Below are 20201 nucleotides of genomic sequence, written 5' to 3'. Positions count from 1 at the left end.
GGGTCCCCGGTGGCGCACTCCCTCTCACCGGTGCTCCACCGGGCGGCCTACCGCAGGCTCGCGCTCACCGGGTGGGAGTATGCCGCCACCGAGGTCCCGCCGGGCGCGCTGGCCGGGTTCGTGGCCGGCCTGGGTCCGCAGTGGGCCGGGCTGTCGGTGACGATGCCCCTGAAGGACGAGGCTCTCGCGCTGGCCGACCACGCCGACGACGACGCCGTCCTCACCGGGAGCGCCAACACCCTCGTCCCCTCGGACGGCGGGTGGACGGCCTTCAACACCGACGTCCACGGCGTGGGGGCCGCGCTGGCCGAGGCCGGCCTGCTCCGGCCCCGACGGGCCGTCGTGCTGGGCGGCGGGGCGACCGCCCGCTCGGTGCTGGTGGCGCTCGACCGCCTCGGCGTGGAGCAGGTGCGGCTGCTGGTGCGCGACCGCGCCCGTCCGGGCACCGAGGAGCTCCTCGGGCGGCTGAGCGCCCGGACCACCGTCGCCACGTTCCCGGGGACGGACCGCGGCGGCGGCGCCCCGGACGTCGTCGTGAACACCCTCCCGGCCACCGTCGACCCCGCCGCGGACACGGTCCGCGCGGTGCTCGGCGGGGGGTGCCCGGTCGTGATGGACGTGGCCTACGCCCCGTGGCCGAGCGGCTTTGCGAGGGCCGTCGCGTCCGCGTCGGAGGGCCTGGTGCCCGTCCTGCGCGGCACCGCGATGCTCGCGCACCAGGCCGCCCGCCAGGTGCGGCTGATGACCGGGCATGATGTCCCGGTGGAGGTGTTGCGCACGGCCCTGCTCGAGGCCGCCGGTGCCTCTCCGACGACCCGGTGGTCGGAGGGACCGACCGGTGTCTGAGCAGGTGGCCCTCGGCCTCGTGGCGCTCGTCGTCGGGGTGCTCGGCATCCCCGTCGCCCGCTGGCTGGAGGCGACCACCTACCGCAAGCCCGACGAGGCGGACGTGCCTTACCCGGGCAACCGGTGGTGGGTGCCGTTCGCGCTCGCAGGCGCCTCGACGCTGGTGGTGCACCGTGTCTGGATCGTCGACGACGACGCCGTGCCCGGCTGGCCGGTGGCCGTGGTGCTCACCGCCACGCTGCTGCTCGTGACGCTGGCCTGCGTCTGCCTGGCGGCCATGGACCTGGACGTCCACCGCCTCCCGGACCGGATCATGTGGCCCACGATGGCGTTCCTGGCCACCGGCATGCTCCTCGCCGCGCTGGTGGGCGGAGGGCTGGAACCGTGGGTGCGCTCCATGGTGGCCGGGGTGGCCAGCGGGGGCTTCTACCTGCTGCTGGCCCTGCTGTCCCTGGCCCGGGGCTCGCTGGCCCTGGGCCTGGGCGACGTCAAGCTCGCCGTCGTGCTGGGCGCCGGCCTGGGGTGGTTCGGCTGGCCCGAGGTGGTCGCGGGCATCTACGCGGGATTTCTCGTCGGCGGGCTGCTGGCCGTCCTGCTCCTGCTGACGCGCCGGGTCGGGTGGAAGGGCGACTTCGCCTACGGGCCCCCGATGATGGTCGGGGCGCTGCTCGGCCTCGTGCTCGTCCCCGGCCCCACGGCCGGTCTGTTCTGACCCGCCGTGCGCCCGGTGGTTCCCCGGCAGGGGCCCGCCGGTCCCGGGCGGCGCCCGGGGCCTCGGCCTCGGCCGCCGGACGGTCGCACCGCCCGCCCGTGGGAGAATCGCCCGCATGCTGCGCTGGTTGACCGCCGGGGAGTCCCACGGCCCCGCCCTGACCGCCGTCCTCGAGGGTCTGCCCGCCGGGGTGCGGGTGGACCGGTCCGCCGTGGAGGGTGCGCTGGCCCGACGCCGCCTCGGCCACGGCCGGGGCGCCCGGATGTCATTCGAGGCCGACCAGCTGCGTTTCCTGGGCGGGCTGCGGCACGGGCTGAGCATCGGCTCCCCCCTCGCCCTGCTCGTGGAGAACAGCGAGTGGGCCAAGTGGCAGGCCGTGATGAGCCCCGAACCGGTGCCCGAGGAGGCGCTGCGGCGCGCCGACGACGTCGGTGCGCCCCAGGAGCTGGCCCGCAACCGCCCCCTCACCAGGCCCCGTCCGGGCCACGCCGACCTGGTGGGGATGACCAAGTACGGCTTCGACGAGGCCCGTCCCGTGCTCGAGCGCGCCTCCGCCCGGGAGACGGCGGCCAGGGTCGCCCTCGGTGCCGTCGCCGCGGCCTTCCTGGAGCAGGCCGTCGGCGTCCGGCTCGTCTCGCACACCGTCAGCATCGGACGGGCCGGCACCCCGTCGGTGGACGACGACGCCCCCGCGCTGGAGGACCTGCCCCGCCCGGACGACGTGGACGCGCTCGACGCCGACCCCGTGCGCACCCTCGACGCGGGACGCTCGGCCGCGATGGTCGCCGAGATCGACGCCGCCCGCCAGGACGGCGACACCCTCGGTGGCGTGGTCGAGGTCCTGGCCTGGGGGCTGCCCCCGGGTCTGGGTTCGCACGTCCACTGGGACCGGCGGCTCGACGCCCGCCTGGCTGCCGCGCTGATGGGGGTGCAGGCCATCAAGGGCGTCGAGGTGGGGGAGGGGTTCCGCACCGCCGCCCGCCGCGGCAGCCGCGCCCACGACGAGATCGTCGTCGACGGGGACGGGAGGGTGGCGAGGACCACCCTGCGCAGCGGGGGGACCGAGGGCGGGATGAGCACCGGCGAGGTGCTGCGCGTCCGTGCGGCGATGAAGCCGATCTCCACCGTGCCCAGGTCGTTGCGCACCATCGACACCACGACCGGCGAGGCCGCCACGGCCATCCACCAGCGGTCCGACGTCTGCGCGGTCCCGGCCGCCGGCGTGGTGGCCGAGGCCATGGTCGCCCTCGTCCTGGCCGACGCGGTCCTGGAGAAGTTCGGCGGCGACTCGGTGGCCGAGGTCGCGCGCAACCACGCCGCCTACCTGGAGCAGGTGCCGCCCCACCTGCGACCCGCGCCCGCCACCGCGCACTCCGCCACCGCTCACTCGGCCCCCGTCGACCCGGAGGGGACGGCGTGAGCGGCCCGATCGTCGTCCTCGTCGGCCCTCCCGGAGCCGGCAAGAGCACGGTGGGCCGCGGGCTCGCGGAACGGTGGGGCGTGCCGCTCGTCGACACCGACGTCGAGGTCGAGACCGCCGCCGGGCGCACGATCAGCGACATCTTCGTCCAGGACGGCGAGGCCTCCTTCCGCGACCTGGAGCGGGCCGCGGTGCTCCGCGCGCTGCAGGACGGACGCTCCTGCGTGCTGGCCCTCGGCGGAGGAGCGGTCATGCAGGAGGCCGTGGCCCAGGCCCTGGAGCAGAGCCCGGTCCCCGTCGTCTTCCTCGACGTCACCATCGCGGACGCGGCCTCCCGGGTCGGCTTCGACACCTCCCGCCCGCTGCTCCTGGTCAACCCCCGCGCCTCGTGGACCCGGCTGATGAACGTCCGTCGGCCGGTCTACGAGCGGCTGGCCGACCACCACGTGCAGACCGGAGGTCGGACCCCCGCGGCCGTCGTCGAGGAGGTCGTCGAGCGGGTGGGGGAGCGGCAGGAACCATGAGCGTGCGCACCGTCCACGTCGGTCCCCCCGCGCAGGGGTATGCCGTGCACGTGGGCGCCGGCGCCCTCGACCGGCTGGGCGAGCACGCCCGGCCCGGCCGACGGGTGCTCGTCGTCCACCAACCGGGGCGCGAGGAGCTGCTGGCGGAGGTGCTGCAGGTGCTGACCGCCGGCGGCGCCCGCCCCGTCGCCGCCCGGGTGCCGGACGCCGAGGCCGCCAAGGACGCCAGGGTGCTCGTGGACCTGTGGGGCGTGCTCGGGCGCGAGGGGTTCACCAGGGACGACCTCGTCGTCGGGCTGGGCGGAGGCGCGACCACGGACCTGGCCGGCTTCGTGGCGGCGACCTGGCTGCGCGGGGTGGAGGTGGTCCAGCTGCCCACCTCGCTGCTGGGGATCGTCGATGCCGCCGTGGGTGGCAAGACCGGGATCAACACCGCGGAGGGCAAGAACCTCGTGGGCGCCTTCCACGAGCCCTCGGCCGTGCTGTGCGACCCGTCCTGGCTGGCCACGATGGCCCGGCCGGACTACGCCTCCGGCCTGGCCGAGGTGCTCAAGTGCGGCTTCGTCGCCGACCCGCACGTCCTGGACCTCGTGGAGGCCGACCCGGGAGCGGCGCTGGACCCCGTGGCCGCCCCCGAGCTCGCGGCCGAGCTGGTGGTCCGGGCCGTGCAGGTCAAGGCCGACGTCGTCGCCGCCGACCTGCGCGAGGCCTCGGTGCGCGAGATCCTAACTACGGCCACACCTTCGCCCACGCGGTCGAACAGGTCGAGGACTACACCTGGCGGCACGGGGACGCCGTGGCGGTGGGGATGGTCTACGTGGCCGAGCTGGCCTCCCGGCGGGGGCTGGTGGACGCCGAGCTGCTCGCCCGGCACCGCCGGGTGCTCTCGGCGGTCGGGCTGCCCACCTCCTACGGCCCCGGCCGCTGGCCCGAGCTGCGCGCCGCGATGGGTCGGGACAAGAAGGCGCGGGGGGCGACGCTGCGGTTCGTGGTGCTGGAGGGGCTCGCGCGGCCGACCCGGCTGGAGGGGCCGGACGAGGCCGAGCTGAGGGCCGCCTACGACGCCCTGCACTGACCGAGCCGCCTCAGCCGGGCGTCGGCCGCTGTGCCGCAGGACGATGCGGGTCGCCGCCGGAGTCGCCGCTAGACTTGTCCGGGTTTGGGTCCGTGTCCGCGCCGGCCCTCCCCGACGACCTGACCGACCTGACCGACCTGCGAAGGAAGAACGCTGTGGCAACCACGAACGACCTCAAGAACGGCATCGTCCTGGACATGGACAACGGGCTGTGGCAGGTGCTGGAGTTCCAGCACGTCAAGCCCGGCAAGGGCCCGGCGTTCGTGCGCACCAAGCTCAAGAACGTCACCTCCGGCAAGATCATCGACAAGACGTTCAACGCCGGCACCAAGGTGGAGACCGCGACCGTGGACCGGTCCGACTTCCAGTACCTGTACAACGACGGCACGGACTACATCTTCATGGACGAGAAGTCCTACGAGCAGATCCACGTCTCGCCCCAGGCCATGGGTGACGCCGCCAGGTTCCTGCTGGAGAACGGCCGCGCGATGATCGCCCAGCACGACGGGCAGGTGCTCTACGTCGAGCTGCCCGCCTCCGTCGTCCTGGAGGTCACCCACACCGAGCCCGGGCTGCAGGGCGACCGCTCGACCGGAGGCACCAAGCCGGCGACCCTGGAGACGGGGGCGGAGATCCAGGTGCCGCTGTTCCTCGAGAGCGGCACCAAGGTCAAGGTCGACACCCGCGACGGCTCCTACCTCGGCCGCGTGAGCTGACGTGCCCGCACGCACCAAGGCGCGCAAGCGCGCCCTGGAGCTGCTCTACGAGGCCGAGCAGCGAGGCCTGAACGTGGGGACCCTGCTGGAGGAGCGGATCGCGGTGCCCACCACGCAGCACCCGCTGCCGGAGTATGCCGTGGAGCTGGTCCGTGGGGTCGTGGACCACTGGTCCTCGATCGAGGAGGCGCTGACCACCTGGTCCCAGGGGTGGTCCCTGGACCGGATGGCCGCGGTCGACCGGGCGGCGCTGCGCATCGGGACGTGGGAGATCGTCTGGAACGACGCGGTCCCCGACGGCGTGGCCGTCTCCGAGGCGGTCAACCTCGTGCAGGACCTGTCCACCGACGACTCGCCGCGCTTCGTCAACGGCCTGCTCTCCCGGATCTCCGAGGTCAAGGACACCCTGGCCTGAGACCAGGGCCCCGCGCGAACGGTTCCTGGTCCGGCCCGGTTGAGTCCCGCGCAGGAGCCTGTCGTGGGTGCAGTACAGTGGCGCGCACCGAGCATCATCCTTTAACCACCGTCCTGTGAGGCGGGGAAGGAGACGGGCTGTGCCCCCTGCCCAGAACAGCGCTGGTCCAGGACGTGAGGTCCTCACCAGCAGCGAGATCGACCGGGCCCTGCGCCGGATCGCCCACGAGATCCTCGAGGCCAACAAGGGCCCGGAGAACCTGGTGCTCCTGGGGATCCCCACGCGCGGCGCCCACCTGGCCCGTCGGCTGGCCTCCGCCCTGGAGCAGGTCGAGGGCGTGGAGGTGCCGGTCGGGTCCCTGGACGTGACGATGTACCGCGACGACCTTCGCCGTCAGCCCACCCGGGCCGTCGAGCCCACCGTGGTTCCGGCCGGGGGCGTCGACGACAGGGTCGTGGTCCTGGTCGACGACGTGCTCTACTCCGGCCGCACGGTCCGGGCCGCCCTCGACGCGCTCTCGGACCTGGGCCGACCCCGGGCGGTGCGGCTGGCGGTGCTCGTCGACCGCGGCCACCGCGAGCTGCCGGTGCGGGCCGACTACGTGGGCAAGAACCTGCCCACGTCCACCAGCGAGCGGGTCATGGTCCGGCTCGCCGAGCACGACGGCGAGGGCACCGAGGGCGTGCGCATCGCCGGGCCCGCGGAGGAGCGCTCGTGAAGCACCTGCTGTCCATCGCCGACCTGACGCGCGAGGAGATCCTCTCCGTCCTGGACACCGCCGTCTCCATGCACGAGGTGCAGGACCGCGACGTCAAGAAGCTGCCGACCCTGCGCGGGCGGACCATCATCAACTTCTTCTTCGAGGACTCCACCCGCACCCGTGCCTCCTTCGAGATCGCCGGCAAGTGGATGAGCGCCGACACGATCAACCTCACCGGCAAGGGGACCTCGGTCTCCAAGGGCGAGTCCCTGCGGGACACGGTGCTGACCATCGACGCCATGGGCGTGGACATGATGATCATCCGCCACCCCGCCAGCGGTGCGCCCGCCCAGATCGCCGACTGGGTCGACTGCTCGATCGTCAACGCCGGGGACGGGACGCACGAGCATCCCAGCCAGGCCCTCCTGGACGCGTACACCCTGCGCCGCGCCCTCGGTGACCTGGCCGGGCGGCACGTGGCGATCGTCGGCGACCTGACCCACTCCCGGGTGCTGCGCTCCAACCTGCTCTGCCTGCGCGCCCTCGGTGCCGAGGTGACGCTGGTCGCCCCACCCACCCTGATGCCGAGCGGGGTGTCCTCCTGGTCGGCCAGGGACGGGTTCGAGACCTCCTACGACCTGGACGAGGTCCTTCCCCGGGTCGACGCCGTGATGATGCTGCGCGTGCAGCGCGAACGGATGAGCGGGGGCTACTTCCCCACCGCCCGGGAGTATGCCGTCACCTACGGGCTGACCGCGCGTCGCCTGGCGCTCCTGCCGGACCACGCGGTCATCACCCACCCCGGCCCCATGAACCGGGGGCTGGAGATCTCCGCCGAGGCCGCCGACGCGGCCCGGTCCCTCGTCCTGGACCAGGTCAGCGCCGGCGTGGCCGTGCGGATGTCCATCCTCTACCACCTCCTCGCGGGGGAAGGGAGCACCCAGTGACCCGGCTCAGCCAGCCCAGTCTGCTCGTCGAGGGGGCCGACGTGCTCGGGGGCGGCGCCCAGGACGTCCTCGTCGTCGACGGTCGGATCGCCGCCGTCGGTCCGGAGGCGGCCACCGGGGCACCGTCGGACACCCAGCGCCTCCCGGCGCAGGGCCTCGTCCTGCTCCCGGGCCTGGTCGACCTGCACACGCACCTGCGCGAGCCGGGACGCGAGGACGCCGAGACCGTCGAGAGCGGGTCGCAGGCCGCCGCCGCCGGCGGGTTCACCGCCGTGCTGGCGATGGCCAACACCGACCCGGTCGCCGACACGGCCGAGGTGGCCGAACGGGTCGCCGACCTGGGCCGCCGCGCCGGTTACGTGGACGTCCACCCGGTGGGCGCGGTCACCAAGGGCCTGGCCGGCGAGGAGCTGGCGGAGCTGGGGCTGATGGCCCGCTCCCGGGCCCGGGTCCGGGTGTTCTCCGACGACGGCCGGTGCGTCCACGACCCCCGCCTGATGCGCCGCGCCCTGGAGTACGTCCGGGCCTTCGACGGTGTCGTCTCCCAGCACGCCCAGGACCCCCGCCTGGCGGACGGGCGAGCCTGCTGCCACGAGGGTGAGCTCTCCGGGCGGCTCGGGCTGCCCGGGTGGCCGGCGGTCGCCGAGGAGACGATCGTGGCCCGGGACGTCATGCTCGCCCGGCACACGGGCTCGCGGGTGCACGTCGCGCACGTGACGACGGCGGGCACCGTCGAGGTCCTGCGCTGGGCCAAGGAGCGCGGGATCGACGTGACCGCCGAGGTGACCCCGCACCACCTCATGCTCACCGAGGACCGGCTGGTGGGCTACGACCCCACGTTCAAGGTCAACCCGCCGCTGCGTCCGACGGAGGACGCCGAGGCGCTGCGGGCGGCCCTGGCCGACGGCACGATCGACGCGGTCGCGACCGACCACGCCCCCCACGTGCGGCAGGACAAGGAGCACGCCTTCGTCGACGCGGCGTTCGGCATGCTCGGGCTGGAGACCGCGCTGGGGGTGGTGGGCACCCTGATGGTCCAGGAGGGCCGGATGGGGTGGGCCGACGTGGCCCGGGTGATGTCCCAGGCCCCCGCCAGGATCGCCCGGCTCACCGACCAGGGCCACCACGTGCGGCCGGGGGACCCCGCCACCCTCACCCTCGTCGACCCGGACCGCGTGGTCACCGTGGACGCGACCCGGTCGCGGTCCCTCTCGCGCAACAACCCCTGGAACGGTCTGCGGCTGACCGGGGCGGTCCACCTGACGATGCTGCGCGGGCGGGTCACCGCGCGCGAGGGCCTGGTCTGGGGAGGGGAGGAGCAGTGAGGGCGACCAGCACGGCCGGACCGGCGGTCCTGGTCCTGGAGGACGGGCGCGCGTTCGCCGGGCAGTCCTACGGCGCGGTCGGCACCACCGTCGGCGAGGCCGTCTTCTCCACCGGCATGACCGGCTACCAGGAGACCCTCACCGACCCCTCCTACCACCGGCAGGTGGTGGTGATGACCGCCCCGCACATCGGCAACACGGGGGTCAACCCCCACGACATGGAGAGCAGCCGCATCTGGGTGGCCGGGTTCGTCGTCCGGGACCCCGCGCTGCGCCCCTCCAACTGGCGGTCCCAGGGCGACCTGGACGAGGCGCTGCGCACCTCCGGGGTCGTCGGGATCAGCGGGGTCGACACCCGGGCGCTGACCCGGCACCTGCGGGACCGCGGCGCCATGAGGGTCGGGATCTTCTCCGGCCCCGACGCCGGGCGACCCGTGGAGGAGCTCCTGCGCACGGTCACCCAGGCCCCCCGCATGGCGGGATCGGCCCTGGCCGAGGAGGTGAGCACCCCGCACCCCTACGTCGTCTCGCCGCCGGAGGGCGTGGCCCCGCGGTGGACGGTGGCGGCCCTCGACCTGGGCATCAAGGGCACGACCCCCACCCTCATGGCGGCGCGGGGGATCCGGGTGCACGTGCTTCCCGCGACCAGCACGTGGGAGGAGCTCCTGGCGGTGGAGCCCGACGGGGTCTTCTTCTCCAACGGCCCCGGTGACCCGGCCACCGCGGAGCACGAGACCGCCCTGCTGCGCCGGGTGCTGGACACCGGCCTGCCCTTCTTCGGCATCTGCTTCGGCAACCAGCTCCTGGGACGGGCGCTCGGACTGCCCACCTACAAGCTGGCCTTCGGCCACCGCGGGATCAACCAGCCCGTGCTGGACCGTGCCACCGGCAAGGTCGAGGTCACCGCGCACAACCATGGGTTCGCCGTCGGCTGGCCCGAGGGGACGCCCACCGACGAGGGCGCGGACACGCCGTACGGCCCGGTCCGCTGCTCGCACGTCGCCCTCAACGACGACGTCGTCGAGGGGCTGCGCTGCGTGGACGTGCCCGCCTTCTCGGTGCAGTACCACCCGGAGGCGGCAGCCGGTCCGCACGACGCGGAGCACCTGTTCGACCGGTTCGTGACGATGATGGAGGAGCACCGTGCCCAGGCGTGAGGACATCAGGAGCGTCCTGGTCATCGGCTCCGGGCCGATCGTCATCGGTCAGGCCGCCGAGTTCGACTACTCCGGCACCCAGGCGTGCCGGGTCCTGCGCGAGGAGGGCGTGCGGGTGGTCCTGGTCAACTCCAACCCCGCGACGATCATGACCGACCCGGGGGTGGCGGACGCCACCTACGTCGAGCCCATCACCCCCGAGATCGTCGAGGCCATCATCGCCAAGGAGCGCCCGGACGCCGTGCTGGCGACCCTGGGCGGACAGACCGCGCTGAACACGGCCATCGCCCTGCACGAGGGGGGCGTGCTGGAGCGCTACGGCTGCCCCCTCATCGGTGCCAACGTCGAGGCGATCCAGCTCGGCGAGGACCGGCAGGCCTTCAAGGGCGTGGTGCGACGCTGCGGCGCCGAGGTGGCCCGCTCGGCCATCTGCCACACGATGGAGGAGGCTCTCGCCGCGGCCGAGGACCTCGGTTACCCGGTCGTCGTGCGCCCCTCCTTCACGATGGGCGGCCTGGGCAGCGGGTTCGCCCACGACGAGAAGGAGCTGCGGCTCATCGCGGGGGCCGGACTGCAGGACAGCCCGACCACGGAGGTGCTCCTGGAGGAGTCGATCATGGGCTGGAAGGAGTACGAGCTGGAGGTGATGCGCGACCGCGCCGACAACGTCGTGGTCGTGTGCTCCATCGAGAACCTCGACCCCATGGGCGTGCACACCGGCGACTCGATCACCGTCGCCCCGGCGATGACCCTGACGGACCGGGAGTACCAGCGCCTGCGCGACATCGGGATCGCGATCATCCGCGAGGTCGGGGTCGACACCGGGGGGTGCAACATCCAGTTCGCTGTCGACCCCGACGACGGCCGCATCATCGTCATCGAGATGAACCCCCGGGTGTCGCGCTCCTCGGCGCTGGCGTCCAAGGCGACCGGGTACCCGATCGCCAAGATCGCCGCCAAGATGGCGCTCGGCTACACCCTGGACGAGGTGCCGAACGACATCATCACACCCGGGGGGCTCCGCCCCCCGGGATCCCCCCGGAACGACTCCACACCCGGGGGGCTCCGCCCCCCGGGATCCCCCCGGAACGACTCCACACCCGGGGGGCTCCGCCCCCCGGGATCCCCCCGGAACGACTCCACACCCGGGGGGCTCCGCCCCCCGGGATCCCTCCGGAAGGACTCCGCACCCGGCGGAGCCCACGACGCGACCCGCTTCTACTCGGCGGCCTTCGAGCCGACCCTCGACTACGTCGTCGTCAAGGTGCCCCGGTTCGCCTTCGAGAAGTTCCCGGCGGCCGACCCGACGCTGACGACCACGATGAAGTCGGTGGGCGAGGCGATGTCGCTGGGCCGCAGCTTCACCGAGGCGCTGCAGAAGGCCCTGCGCTCGGTCGAGCGCTCCGGCAGCAGCTTCCACTGGCGCGAGGACGAGTCGCCCAGCCCGGAGATGGCCCGCGCGCTGCTGGAGCAGGCCCGCACCCCGACCGACGGCCGGATCGTCCTGGTCCAGCAGGCGCTGCGCGGGGGGTGCACGGTGGAGGAGGTGCACGACGCCACGGGCATCGACCCGTGGTTCCTCGACCAGATCGAGCTGATCAACGACCTCGCCGCCCAGGTGCGGGAGCAGGCGCGGCCGGCCACCGGCGGGCGGCTCACCCCAGAGCTCCTCCGGCTGACCAAGCGGCACGGCTTCTCCGACGCCCAGCTGGCCGAGCTGAGCGGCATGACCGAGGCCGTCGTGCGCGGCGTGCGGCAGGCCCTGGGGGTGCGGCCGGTCTACAAGACCGTAGACACCTGCGCCGGCGAGTTCGCCGCCCAGACCCCCTACCACTACTCCACCTACGAGGAGGAGACCGAGGTCGCCCCGCGGGAGCGGCCCGCGGTGATCATCCTCGGCTCGGGTCCCAACCGCATCGGGCAGGGCATCGAGTTCGACTACTCCTGCGTCCATGCCTCGATGACCCTGCGCGAGCATGGTTTCGACACGGTGATGGTCAACTGCAACCCGGAGACGGTCTCCACCGACTACGACACCTCCAGCCGGCTCTACTTCGAGCCGCTCACCCTGGAGGACGTCCTGGAGGTGGTGCACGCCGAGCGGCAGGCGGGTCCGCTGGCGGGGGTCGTCGTCCAGCTCGGCGGTCAGACGCCGCTCGGCCTGGCCGCCGCGCTGAAGGCCGAGGGGGTGCCGGTCGTGGGCACCTCTCCCGAGGCGATCCACCTGGCCGAGGACCGTGGTGCCTTCGGCCGCATCCTGGCCGAGACCGGCCTGGCCGCGCCCCGGCACGGCACGGCATACTCGTCCGAGGAGGCGCTCGAGGTGGCCCGGGAGATCGGGTACCCGGTCCTGGTGCGTCCCTCCTACGTCCTGGGCGGCGGGGGGGATGGAGATCGTCTACGACGACGAGACCCTCGCCGGCTACGTCGACCGCGCCACCCTGGCGGGGCCGGACCACCCGGTCCTCGTCGACAGGTTCCTGGACACGGCCGTCGAGATCGACGTCGACGCGATCTACGACGGTCACGACCTCTACGTCGGCGGCATCATGGAGCACATCGAGGAGGCCGGCATCCACTCCGGCGACTCCGCCTGCGTGCTGCCGCCGTTCACGCTGGGCAGGGCCGAGCTGGAGCAGGTGCGGGAGGCGACCCGCCGCCTCGCCGAGGCCATCGGCGTCAGGGGCCTGATCAACGTGCAGTTCGCCCTGGCCCAGGACGTGCTCTACGTCCTGGAGGCCAACCCGCGGGCCAGCCGCACCGTCCCCTTCGTCGCCAAGGCGACCGGGGTCGCCCTCGCCCGGGCCGCGGCCCGGGTCATGCTGGGCGCCACCGTCGCCGGGCTGCGCGAGGACGGCTCCCTGCCGGCGCACGTCGACGGCGGCATGATGCCCACGGACGCGCCATTCTCGGTCAAGGAGGCGATCCTGCCGTTCCGGCGCTTCCGTACCCAGACCGGGCAGGCCGTCGACTCCATCCTCGGACCCGAGATGCGCTCGACCGGCGAGGTCATGGGGATCGACGCCTCGTTCGGGGCCGCGTTCGCCAAGAGCCAGCTGCGGGCCGGCACCAGCCTGCCCACCGGGGGGACCGTCTTCGTCTCCGTCGCCAACCGGGACAAGCGCTCGATGATCTTTCCGGTCAAGCGGCTCGTCGACCTCGGGTTCTCGGTCATGGCCACCGAGGGCACCGCCGACGTGCTGCGGCGCAACGGCATCGAGGCGCAGGTCGTGCGCAAGCACAGCCGCCCCGAGGGCCCCGACGCGCCCGGTCCCTCGATCGTGGACCTGATCACGGCCGGGGAGGTGGACATGGTCATCAACACCCCGTCCGGACGGGACGCCCGCGCCGACGGCTACGCCATCCGGGCGGCGACCACCAGCCTCGACCGGCCGATCATCACCACCGTCCAGCAGCTCGCGGTGGCGGTGCTGGGGATCGAGGCCATGCGCGACGGGCCCCTCCAGGTCGCCTCGCTCCAGGAGCACGCGGCCGCCCTGGACCTCTTCGGCAGGCCGGCCCCGGGCGCTCCCGTCGGTTCCTGAGGCCGGTCCGGTCGTCATGGGCGCACGACGCGGTCCGGTCCGCGAGGCGGGCACCGTCCTGCAGACGGTGCCGGCCGAGGTGGTCTCGGTGCGGTACGCGGGACGCTTCGACGTCGTGGGCCTCACCCTCGGCGAGCAGCACCCGTCCTGGGCGCACGCCAGGCCGGGCCAGTTCGTCCTCGAACCCGGGGACCCCTCGGCCGGCGCGGTCCGGGCCCGCCTGCACTGGCTGGCGGGGGCCGACCAGGACCCCGTCCACGGCACCACCGCCGAGCTGGTGCTGCCGGCCGGACGGTCCCTGGCGCCGGGGGCGCGGCTGCGGCTGCTGGGCCCCCTCGGCCACGGGTTCTCCGCGCCGCGGGAGCCGGTCGAGGTGCTCCTCGTCGGACACGAGGGGGGTGCGGTGCCCCTCCGGTGGCTCACCGCCCGGCTGCGGGCACGGGGCTGCGTGGTCCACCTCGTCCTGTCCGCGGACGACCCCGAGCTGCACCTGGACCTGCCCTTCCTGCGGCGCCACGCACGGACGGTGGTCCTCACCACGTCCGAGGACCTCGGGCCGGCCCTGACGCGGTCGCTGGACGAGCACGGGGACCGGCTCGGGGTGGTGTATGCCGCCGCTCCCGGTCGGCTCGTGCCCGCCCTCGTCGGGACCGTCGCGGCGCGCGGTCTCGCGTGCCGGGTGTCGACGCTGGACCTGGCCGACCCGTCCGTCCTCTGCGGCACGGGCCTGTGCGGTGGGTGCGACGTGGTGCTGCTGGGTGGTCCCCGGGCGGGCCAGGTGCTCCGGTCGTGCCTCGAGGGTCCCGTCGTCCCGGGAGAGTGGCTGGCGGGTGACGCCCGGTGACCGGCGTGCCGCTGGCGTCCCTGCCCCGGGTGTGGCTCGGACCGGGGACGTGCACCGACGCCGCCGCGGTGGCCCGCCTGCCGGGGGCGGACGGGCTCCTCGTCCCGGTCGGCCCGGTGACCCCCGGGGCACCGCTGAGGCGGACCGGGGCCACCCGTGTCCACGGGGCCGGGGTGGGCGGGGTCGAGCACGACGACGCCCGGGGGACGGGGGTGGCGACCGCCGCCGACGACCTCGTCCGTGCCCGGACCGCCGGCCTGAGGGCCTGCCTGTGCGTGCGGGCGGAGCGGCCCGAGGACGTGGCAGCCGCGGTCGAGGCGCTCCTGCGGCACCCCGACGGGGACGTCGTCGCGGCCGTGGAGGTCGACCTGCGCGGGCGTGGCGAGCAGGTGGTGCTGCGGATCGCCGCCCGGGTCCGCGAGGTGCTGGGCCGCTCCGTCCCGCTCCTGGTGAAGGTGCTGGCCGTCGATCCGCAGCTGGTCGCCGTGGCCCGGTCCGCCGTGGCCGGTGGAGCCGGGGGAGTCGTCGTGGCGGGCCAGGTGCCGCTCGCCGGTGGACGCTGGTGGACCGGGCCCTCGACGGCGGCGGTCACCCGCTCGGGCCTGCGCACCCTGCGCGCCGCCGCGGCCGACCACCGGTGGCCGGGGGCGGTGCTGGTCGGCGCCGGGGGTGTGCACTCGGTGGTCACGGCGCGGGCGGCCGTCGCCGACGGCGCGTCCGCCGTCCAGCTGGGCACGGCCCTGTGGGCCGATCCCACCCTGCTGCCGGCGCTGCGGACAGCCCTGGCCGACCGGCCCCCGGGCGACCCCGACCCCGACCCCGACCCCGACCCCGACCCCCGTCCCCCCACCAGGAGCACCCCGTGAGCACCTCCTTCGCAAACCGGCTGGCCGAGGCGCTGGCCCGGTACGGACCCCTGTGCGTCGGCCTCGACCCCCACCCCGGCCTGCTCGCCGACTGGGGCCTGCCCGACGACGCCTCCGGCCTGCGCACCTTCGCCGAGCGCGTGCTGGACGCGGCGGCCGGCCGGTGCGCCGCCGTCAAGCCGCAGGCCGCGTTCTTCGAACGGCACGGTGCCGACGGGGTGCGGGTGCTCGAGGAGGTGCTCCTCGGTTGCCGCGACCGTGGGCTGCTCAGCGTGCTGGACGCCAAGAGGGGGGACATCGGCTCGACCATGACCGCCTACGCCGAGGCGTACCTGGCCGACGGTGCGCCCCTGGCGGCGGACTCGGTGACCCTGAGCCCCTACCTCGGCTACGGCTCGCTTCGTCCTGCGATCGACCTGGCCCGGGCCACCGGCCGCGGTGTGTGGGTGCTGGGACTGACCTCCAACCCGGAGGGTGCCTCGGTCCAGCAGGTCGGCTCCCCGACGGTGGCCGCCCGGGTGGTCGAGCAGGTCGCGGTCGACAACGCCGGGATGAGCCCGTTCGGCGACGTCGGCCTGGTCGTCGGGGCCACCCTGGCGGATCCTCCCTCCGCGCTCGGGCTGGACCTGCGCGCCGCGGCGGCCCCGGTCCTCGCGCCGGGCGTCGGGGCTCAGGGCGCCTCGGGGGCCGACCTCCTGCGCCTGTTCGCCGGCCTGACCGACCGGATCCTGGTCCCGGTGAGCCGGGCGATCCTGGCCGCGGGTCCGGGGGAGCGCGCCCTGGCCGAAGCCGTCACCACCTGGTCGGACGGGCTGCGGGCGGACCTGGCCACAGGCTGACCAGGGAGCATGGGTTGGCACACCCGCCCGGGTGTGGATAGGTTCACCTGCAGCGGACTTCCGTCCGCGCACCGACCCAGACGGAGGAGTTGGACCGTGCCCCTTCCCCAGCTGACGCCAGAGCAGCGAGCCGACGCGCTCGCCAAGGCGGCGGCGGCCCGCCGTGAGCGAGCGGCCGTGAAGAACCGGCTCAAGAACGCCCAGGGTTCGCTCAAGGAGGTCATCACCGAGGGCAAGGAGAACGACGTCGTCGGCAAGATGAAGGTCTCGGCCCTGCTGGAGTCGCTGCCGGGCGTGGGTCGCGTGCGCGCCCGCCAGGTGATGGAGGACATCGGCATCTCCGAGAGCCGTCGGGTGCGCGGGCTGGGTGCCAACCAGGTCGCCCAGCTGCTCGAGCGGTTCGGCGAGAGCTGATCCCCGCGCAGCAGGCCGACGACGCGGGATCCGGTCCGCCGGTCCGCCGGCTCGTCGTCCTCGCCGGGCCGACCGCGGTCGGCAAGGGGACCGTCGCCGCCTACGTCCGCGAGCACCATCCGGGGGTCTGGCTGTCCGTCTCGGCCACCACGCGCGAGCCGCGTCCCGGCGAGGTGCACGGCGAGCACTACTACTTCGTCGACGACGCGGAGTTCGACCGGCTGGCCCGGGAGGGTCAGCTCCTGGAGTGGGCCCTCGTGCACGGGCGGGCCCGGTACGGCACCCCTCGCCGACCCGTGGAGCAGGTCCTGGCCCAGGGACGCCCGGCCCTGCTGGAGATCGACCTGCAGGGTGCACGCAAGATCCGCGAGGCCATGCCCGACGCGCTGTTCGTGTTCCTGGCACCGCCGTCGTGGGACGACCTCGTCGTGCGCCTGGTCGGACGCGGCACGGAGTCGCCCGAGGAGCGGCAGGTCCGGCTCGGCACCGCACGCACCGAGCTGGCGGCGGCCGAGGAGTTCGACGTGACCATCGTCAACGACGACGTTTCCCGCGCCGCCGAGGAACTCGTATCATTGATGGTCGACCCCACCCCAGCAAAGGATTCGTGAGAACGTGACCGGCACCATCGCCCATCCGGACGGCATCACCAACCCGCCGATCGACAGTCTCCTCGAGCGCGCCGACAGCAAGTACGCGCTCGTCATCTACGCCGCCAAGCGCGCGCGCCAGATCAACGCCTACTACTCCCAGCTCTCCGAGGGCCTCCTCGAGTACGTCGGCCCCCTGGTGGAGGCCGACGCCACCGACAAGCCGCTGTCCATCGCGCTCCACGAGATCGACCAGGGCAAGCTGCACCTGGGCGCCATCGAGAGCTGAGGGGGACAGCGCGGATGCGGGTCGTCCTCGGGGTCTCCGGGGGGATCGCCGCCTACAAGGCCTGCCTCGTGCTGCGCCTGCTCACCGAGGCGGGGCACGAGGTCACGGTCGTCCCCACCCGGGCGGCCCTGCGCTTCGTCGGGACCGCCACGTGGGAGGCGCTCAGCGGGCGTCCCGTCGCAACCGAGGTGTGGGACGACGTCCCGGGCGTCGCGCACGTCCGGCTCGGCCAGGAGGCCGACCTGGTGCTCGTGGCCCCCGCCACCGCCGACCTGCTCGCCCGAGCGGCGCACGGCCTGGCCGACGACCTGCTGACCACGACGCTGCTCGTGGCCCGGTGCCCGGTCGTGCTCGCCCCGGCGATGCACACCGAGATGTGGGGCCACGCCTCCACGGTGGACAACGTCGCGACCCTGCGCGGACGCGGCGTGCACGTCGTCGAGCCCGCCTCGGGCCGCCTCACCGGGACCGACAGCGGACCGGGGCGGCTGCCCGAGCCGGAAGAGATCGTCGCGGCCGCGCTGAGGGTCCTCGACGGGTGGTCCGGGACGGACGACGCGGACCCCGCCGTCCAGTCCGGGGCCGACGCCGACCGCTCCAAGCACCTCGCCGGGCGGCACGTGGTGGTGTCGGCCGGCGGCACGCGCGAGCCGCTCGACCCGGTGCGCTTCCTGGGCAACCGGTCGTCCGGCAAGCAGGGGTACGCCCTGGCGGCCGAGGCGGCCCGCCGTGGTGCACGGGTCACCCTGGTCTCGGCCAACGTCGACCTGCCGGCCCCCGGCGGCACCGAGGTGGTGGCGGTCGAGACGGCCCTGCAGCTGCAGGACGCGGTGGGAGAGGCCGTGCGGGACGACGCTGACGTCGTGGTCATGGCGGCCGCGGTCGCCGACTTCCGGCCCGCCGCCTACACGGACCGCAAGATCAAGAAGGAGCACGGCGTCGACGCGGCGGAGGCTCCCGTGGTCGAGCTCGTGCGCAACCCCGACGTGCTGGCCGGCCTGGTCGCCGACCGGGGGGACGCCGGGCGGCCGGTCCTCGTCGGCTTCGCGGCCGAGACCGGTGACGACCAGGGAAGCGTGCTGGAGCACGCCCGGGACAAGCTCGGGCGCAAGGGCTGCGACCTGCTCGTGGCCAACGAGGTCGGTCCCGGGGTGACCTTCGGTCAGGACACCACCACCGTCCACCTGCTCCGTCCCGACGTCGAGGACGTGCGCACCGTCGGGCCGACCGGCAAGGACCGCGTCGCGGTGGCGGTGTGGGACGAGGTGGCCGCGCTCCTGGGGACGTAGCCCGCCGACCGTCGGTCGCGGACCGTAGACTGCGCGGGTCCGTCAGCAGCCGCTGCGCAACGCGAGGAGAGTCGATGGCCCGCCTGTTCACGTCCGAGTCCGTCACCGAGGGGCATCCGGACAAGATCTGCGACCAGATCAGCGACGGCATCCTGGACGAGCTGCTCCGTCAGGACCCGGGCTCGCGGGTGGCCGTGGAGACGATGGTGACCACCGGGCTGGTGCACGTGGCCGGCGAGGTGCGCACCAGCGGCTACGCCAACATCCCCCAGATCGTGCGCGACACCATCCTCGAGATCGGTTACGACAACTCCCACAAGGGTTTCGACGGTCGCACCTGCGGGGTCGAGGTCTCCATCGGGGACCAGTCCGCGGACATCGCCGTGGGGGTGGACACGGCGATGGACAGCCGTGACGACGCGGGCGCCGACCCCTACGACGTCCAGGGGGCGGGCGACCAGGGTCTGATGTTCGGCTACGCCTGCGAGGACACCCCGGAGCTCATGCCCCTGCCGATCTTCCTGGCCCACCGGCTGGCCGAGCGGCTCAGCCAGGTGCGCAAGAGCGGCGAGCTGGACTACCTGCGCCCGGACGGCAAGACGCAGGTCACCATCGCCTACGAGGGGGACCGCGCCGTCCGGCTGGACACCGTGGTCCTCTCCACCCAGCACGCACGGGACATCTCGCTGGAGGACCAGCTGACCCCGGACATCCGCGAGCGCGTCATCGGTCCCGTGCTCGAGGAGGCGCACGAGGCCGGGATCGACCTGCACACCGACGGCTACCGGATGCTGGTCAACCCCACCGGGATCTTCACGATCGGCGGACCGATGGGCGACGCGGGGCTGACAGGCCGCAAGATCATCGTCGACACCTACGGCGGCATGGCCCGGCACGGCGGTGGGGCCTTCTCCGGGAAGGACCCCTCCAAGGTGGACCGCTCGGCGGCCTACGCCATGCGCTGGGTCGCCAAGCACGTCGTGGCCGCCGGGCTGGCCCGCCGGTGCGAGATCCAGGTCGCCTACGCGATCGGGACCGCCCACCCGGTGGGGCTCTACGTCGAGACCTTCGGCACCGGCACGGTGCCGGACGACAAGATCCAGGAGGCGGTCACCCGGGTGTTCGACCTGCGGCCCGCCGCCCTCGTGGACCAGCTCGACCTGCTGCGCCCGATCTACCGCCCGACCGCGGCGTACGGCCACTTCGGGCGCACGCAGGCCCCCGGGGTGGACGACGCGTTCACCTGGGAGCGGCTGGGTCGGGTCGAGGAGCTGCGCCGGGCGGTCTGAGGACGGTCACCGAGGACCCGGGGCAGGCGATGGGCGAGGTTGAGGAGCAGCTGACGCTGGTGCCGCCCCCGGCGGGCGGGCCCCGGCGTCGCCGCTCCGGCACGGCCGGCGACCGGGCCGTCGCCGAGCACGACCCCGTCGCGCGCGTCGTGGTGGACACCCCGCTGGCCCATCTCGACCGGATCTTCGAGTACGCCGTCCCGAGCGAGCTGGACGACGACGTGCGGCCGGGGGTGCGGGTCCGGGTGCGGATGGCGGGCCGGCAGCACGACGGGTTCGTCGTGGGACGGTCCGCCGAGGCCGACCACCCCGGTCGGCTCGTGCCCCTGCTGCGGGTCGTCGGGCACGAGCAGGTGCTGACCCAGGACGTGCTGGCGGCGGCCCGGGAGGTGGCCGACC

18 protein-coding genes and 4 pseudogenes are annotated in these 20201 nt (G+C 74.1%); all 22 read left to right on the top strand.

The window, feature by feature from the left end:
* Positions 1–9 precede the first annotated feature (9 nt).
* Positions 10–846 carry a shikimate dehydrogenase gene (locus ACQ95T_RS11895; RefSeq protein ID WP_431472956.1) on the top strand — a complete coding sequence of 279 codons (837 nt, stop codon included), beginning with the start codon at positions 10–12 and terminating at the stop codon, positions 844–846.
* A complete protein-coding gene (locus ACQ95T_RS11890; RefSeq protein ID WP_425943685.1) occupies positions 839–1558 on the top strand; it encodes a prepilin peptidase in 720 nt (239 codons plus the stop codon). The genes ACQ95T_RS11895 and ACQ95T_RS11890 overlap by 8 nt, the downstream gene beginning before the upstream one ends.
* A 115-nt stretch (positions 1559–1673) precedes the next feature.
* The gene (gene aroC / locus ACQ95T_RS11885; RefSeq protein ID WP_425943683.1) at positions 1674–2978 is read left to right on the top strand and encodes a chorismate synthase; all 1305 of its coding nucleotides are present in this window, start codon (positions 1674–1676) and stop codon (positions 2976–2978) included.
* Positions 2975–3502, top strand: coding sequence for a shikimate kinase (locus ACQ95T_RS11880; protein WP_425943681.1), 528 nt, complete (start codon positions 2975–2977; stop codon positions 3500–3502). The genes aroC and ACQ95T_RS11880 overlap by 4 nt, the downstream gene beginning before the upstream one ends.
* Positions 3499–4577 (top strand): annotated as a pseudogene (aroB, locus tag ACQ95T_RS11875) (3-dehydroquinate synthase). Before ACQ95T_RS11880 ends, aroB begins: the two are co-directional and overlap by 4 nt.
* 155 nt (positions 4578–4732) lie before the next feature.
* Positions 4733–5293, top strand: a complete 561-nt coding sequence (gene efp, locus ACQ95T_RS11870; protein WP_425943677.1) for an elongation factor P — start codon at positions 4733–4735, stop codon at positions 5291–5293.
* A gap of 1 nt (position 5294) precedes the next feature.
* The gene (gene nusB, locus ACQ95T_RS11865; RefSeq protein ID WP_425943675.1) at positions 5295–5708 is read left to right on the top strand and encodes a transcription antitermination factor NusB; all 414 of its coding nucleotides are present in this window, start codon (positions 5295–5297) and stop codon (positions 5706–5708) included.
* A 139-nt stretch (positions 5709–5847) separates the two neighbouring features.
* On the top strand, positions 5848–6426 hold the full coding sequence (gene pyrR / locus ACQ95T_RS11860) for a bifunctional pyr operon transcriptional regulator/uracil phosphoribosyltransferase PyrR (protein WP_425943673.1): 579 nt from the start codon (positions 5848–5850) through the stop codon (positions 6424–6426).
* Entirely contained in the window at positions 6423–7355 is a 933-nt protein-coding gene (locus ACQ95T_RS11855; protein WP_425943671.1) for an aspartate carbamoyltransferase catalytic subunit, read from the top strand. Before pyrR ends, ACQ95T_RS11855 begins: the two co-directional genes overlap by 4 nt.
* Positions 7352–8680 (top strand): dihydroorotase, encoded by a 1329-nt coding sequence (locus tag ACQ95T_RS11850; RefSeq protein ID WP_425943669.1) that lies wholly within the window; start codon positions 7352–7354, stop codon positions 8678–8680. The genes ACQ95T_RS11855 and ACQ95T_RS11850 overlap by 4 nt, the downstream gene beginning before the upstream one ends.
* Entirely contained in the window at positions 8677–9837 is a 1161-nt protein-coding gene (gene carA, locus ACQ95T_RS11845) for a glutamine-hydrolyzing carbamoyl-phosphate synthase small subunit (protein ID WP_431472955.1), read from the top strand. Before ACQ95T_RS11850 ends, carA begins: the two co-directional genes overlap by 4 nt.
* Positions 9824–10840, top strand: a pseudogene (carB, locus tag ACQ95T_RS11840) (carbamoyl-phosphate synthase large subunit); the annotation flags it as partial. The gene carA and the pseudogene carB (ACQ95T_RS11840), both read left to right, overlap by 14 nt.
* 207 nt (positions 10841–11047) lie before the next feature.
* A pseudogene (gene carB / locus ACQ95T_RS11835) lies at positions 11048–13382 on the top strand (carbamoyl-phosphate synthase large subunit); the annotation flags it as partial.
* Between the two features lie 16 nt (positions 13383–13398).
* Positions 13399–14226 (top strand): hypothetical protein, encoded by an 828-nt coding sequence (locus ACQ95T_RS11830; RefSeq protein ID WP_425943663.1) that lies wholly within the window; start codon positions 13399–13401, stop codon positions 14224–14226.
* On the top strand, positions 14223–15092 hold the full coding sequence (locus ACQ95T_RS11825) for a hypothetical protein (RefSeq protein ID WP_425943661.1): 870 nt from the start codon (positions 14223–14225) through the stop codon (positions 15090–15092). Before ACQ95T_RS11830 ends, ACQ95T_RS11825 begins: the two co-directional genes overlap by 4 nt.
* Positions 15089–15931 (top strand): orotidine-5'-phosphate decarboxylase, encoded by an 843-nt coding sequence (gene pyrF, locus ACQ95T_RS11820; protein ID WP_425943659.1) that lies wholly within the window; start codon positions 15089–15091, stop codon positions 15929–15931. Before ACQ95T_RS11825 ends, pyrF begins: the two co-directional genes overlap by 4 nt.
* 96 nt (positions 15932–16027) lie before the next feature.
* Positions 16028–16345, top strand: coding sequence for an integration host factor, actinobacterial type (gene mihF, locus ACQ95T_RS11815; RefSeq protein WP_425943657.1), 318 nt, complete (start codon positions 16028–16030; stop codon positions 16343–16345).
* Positions 16345–16956: a guanylate kinase gene (gene gmk, locus ACQ95T_RS11810; protein WP_425943736.1), complete on the top strand. Its 612-nt coding sequence runs from the start codon at positions 16345–16347 to the stop codon at positions 16954–16956. Before mihF ends, gmk begins: the two co-directional genes overlap by 1 nt.
* Positions 16957–16960: 4 nt before the next feature.
* Positions 16961–17224: a DNA-directed RNA polymerase subunit omega gene (gene rpoZ, locus ACQ95T_RS11805; RefSeq protein WP_425943655.1), complete on the top strand. Its 264-nt coding sequence runs from the start codon at positions 16961–16963 to the stop codon at positions 17222–17224.
* Between the two features lie 14 nt (positions 17225–17238).
* Positions 17239–18513, top strand: a complete 1275-nt coding sequence (coaBC, locus tag ACQ95T_RS11800) for a bifunctional phosphopantothenoylcysteine decarboxylase/phosphopantothenate--cysteine ligase CoaBC (RefSeq protein WP_425943653.1) — start codon at positions 17239–17241, stop codon at positions 18511–18513.
* 74 nt (positions 18514–18587) lie between these two features.
* The gene (gene metK, locus ACQ95T_RS11795) at positions 18588–19802 is read left to right on the top strand and encodes a methionine adenosyltransferase (RefSeq protein WP_425943651.1); all 1215 of its coding nucleotides are present in this window, start codon (positions 18588–18590) and stop codon (positions 19800–19802) included.
* Positions 19803–19831: 29 nt separating this feature from the next.
* Positions 19832–20185: pseudogene (locus ACQ95T_RS11790) on the top strand (primosome assembly protein PriA); the annotation flags it as partial.
* Positions 20186–20201: the final 16 nt, after the last annotated feature.

The sequence above is a fragment of the Ornithinimicrobium carbonis genome, from assembly GCF_050703245.1.
In the GTDB taxonomy this organism is placed as follows: Bacteria; Actinomycetota; Actinomycetes; order Actinomycetales; family Dermatophilaceae; genus Ornithinicoccus.
The sequence above is the reverse complement of the archived record's forward strand: the minus strand, read 5'-3'. Positions and strand labels throughout refer to the sequence as shown.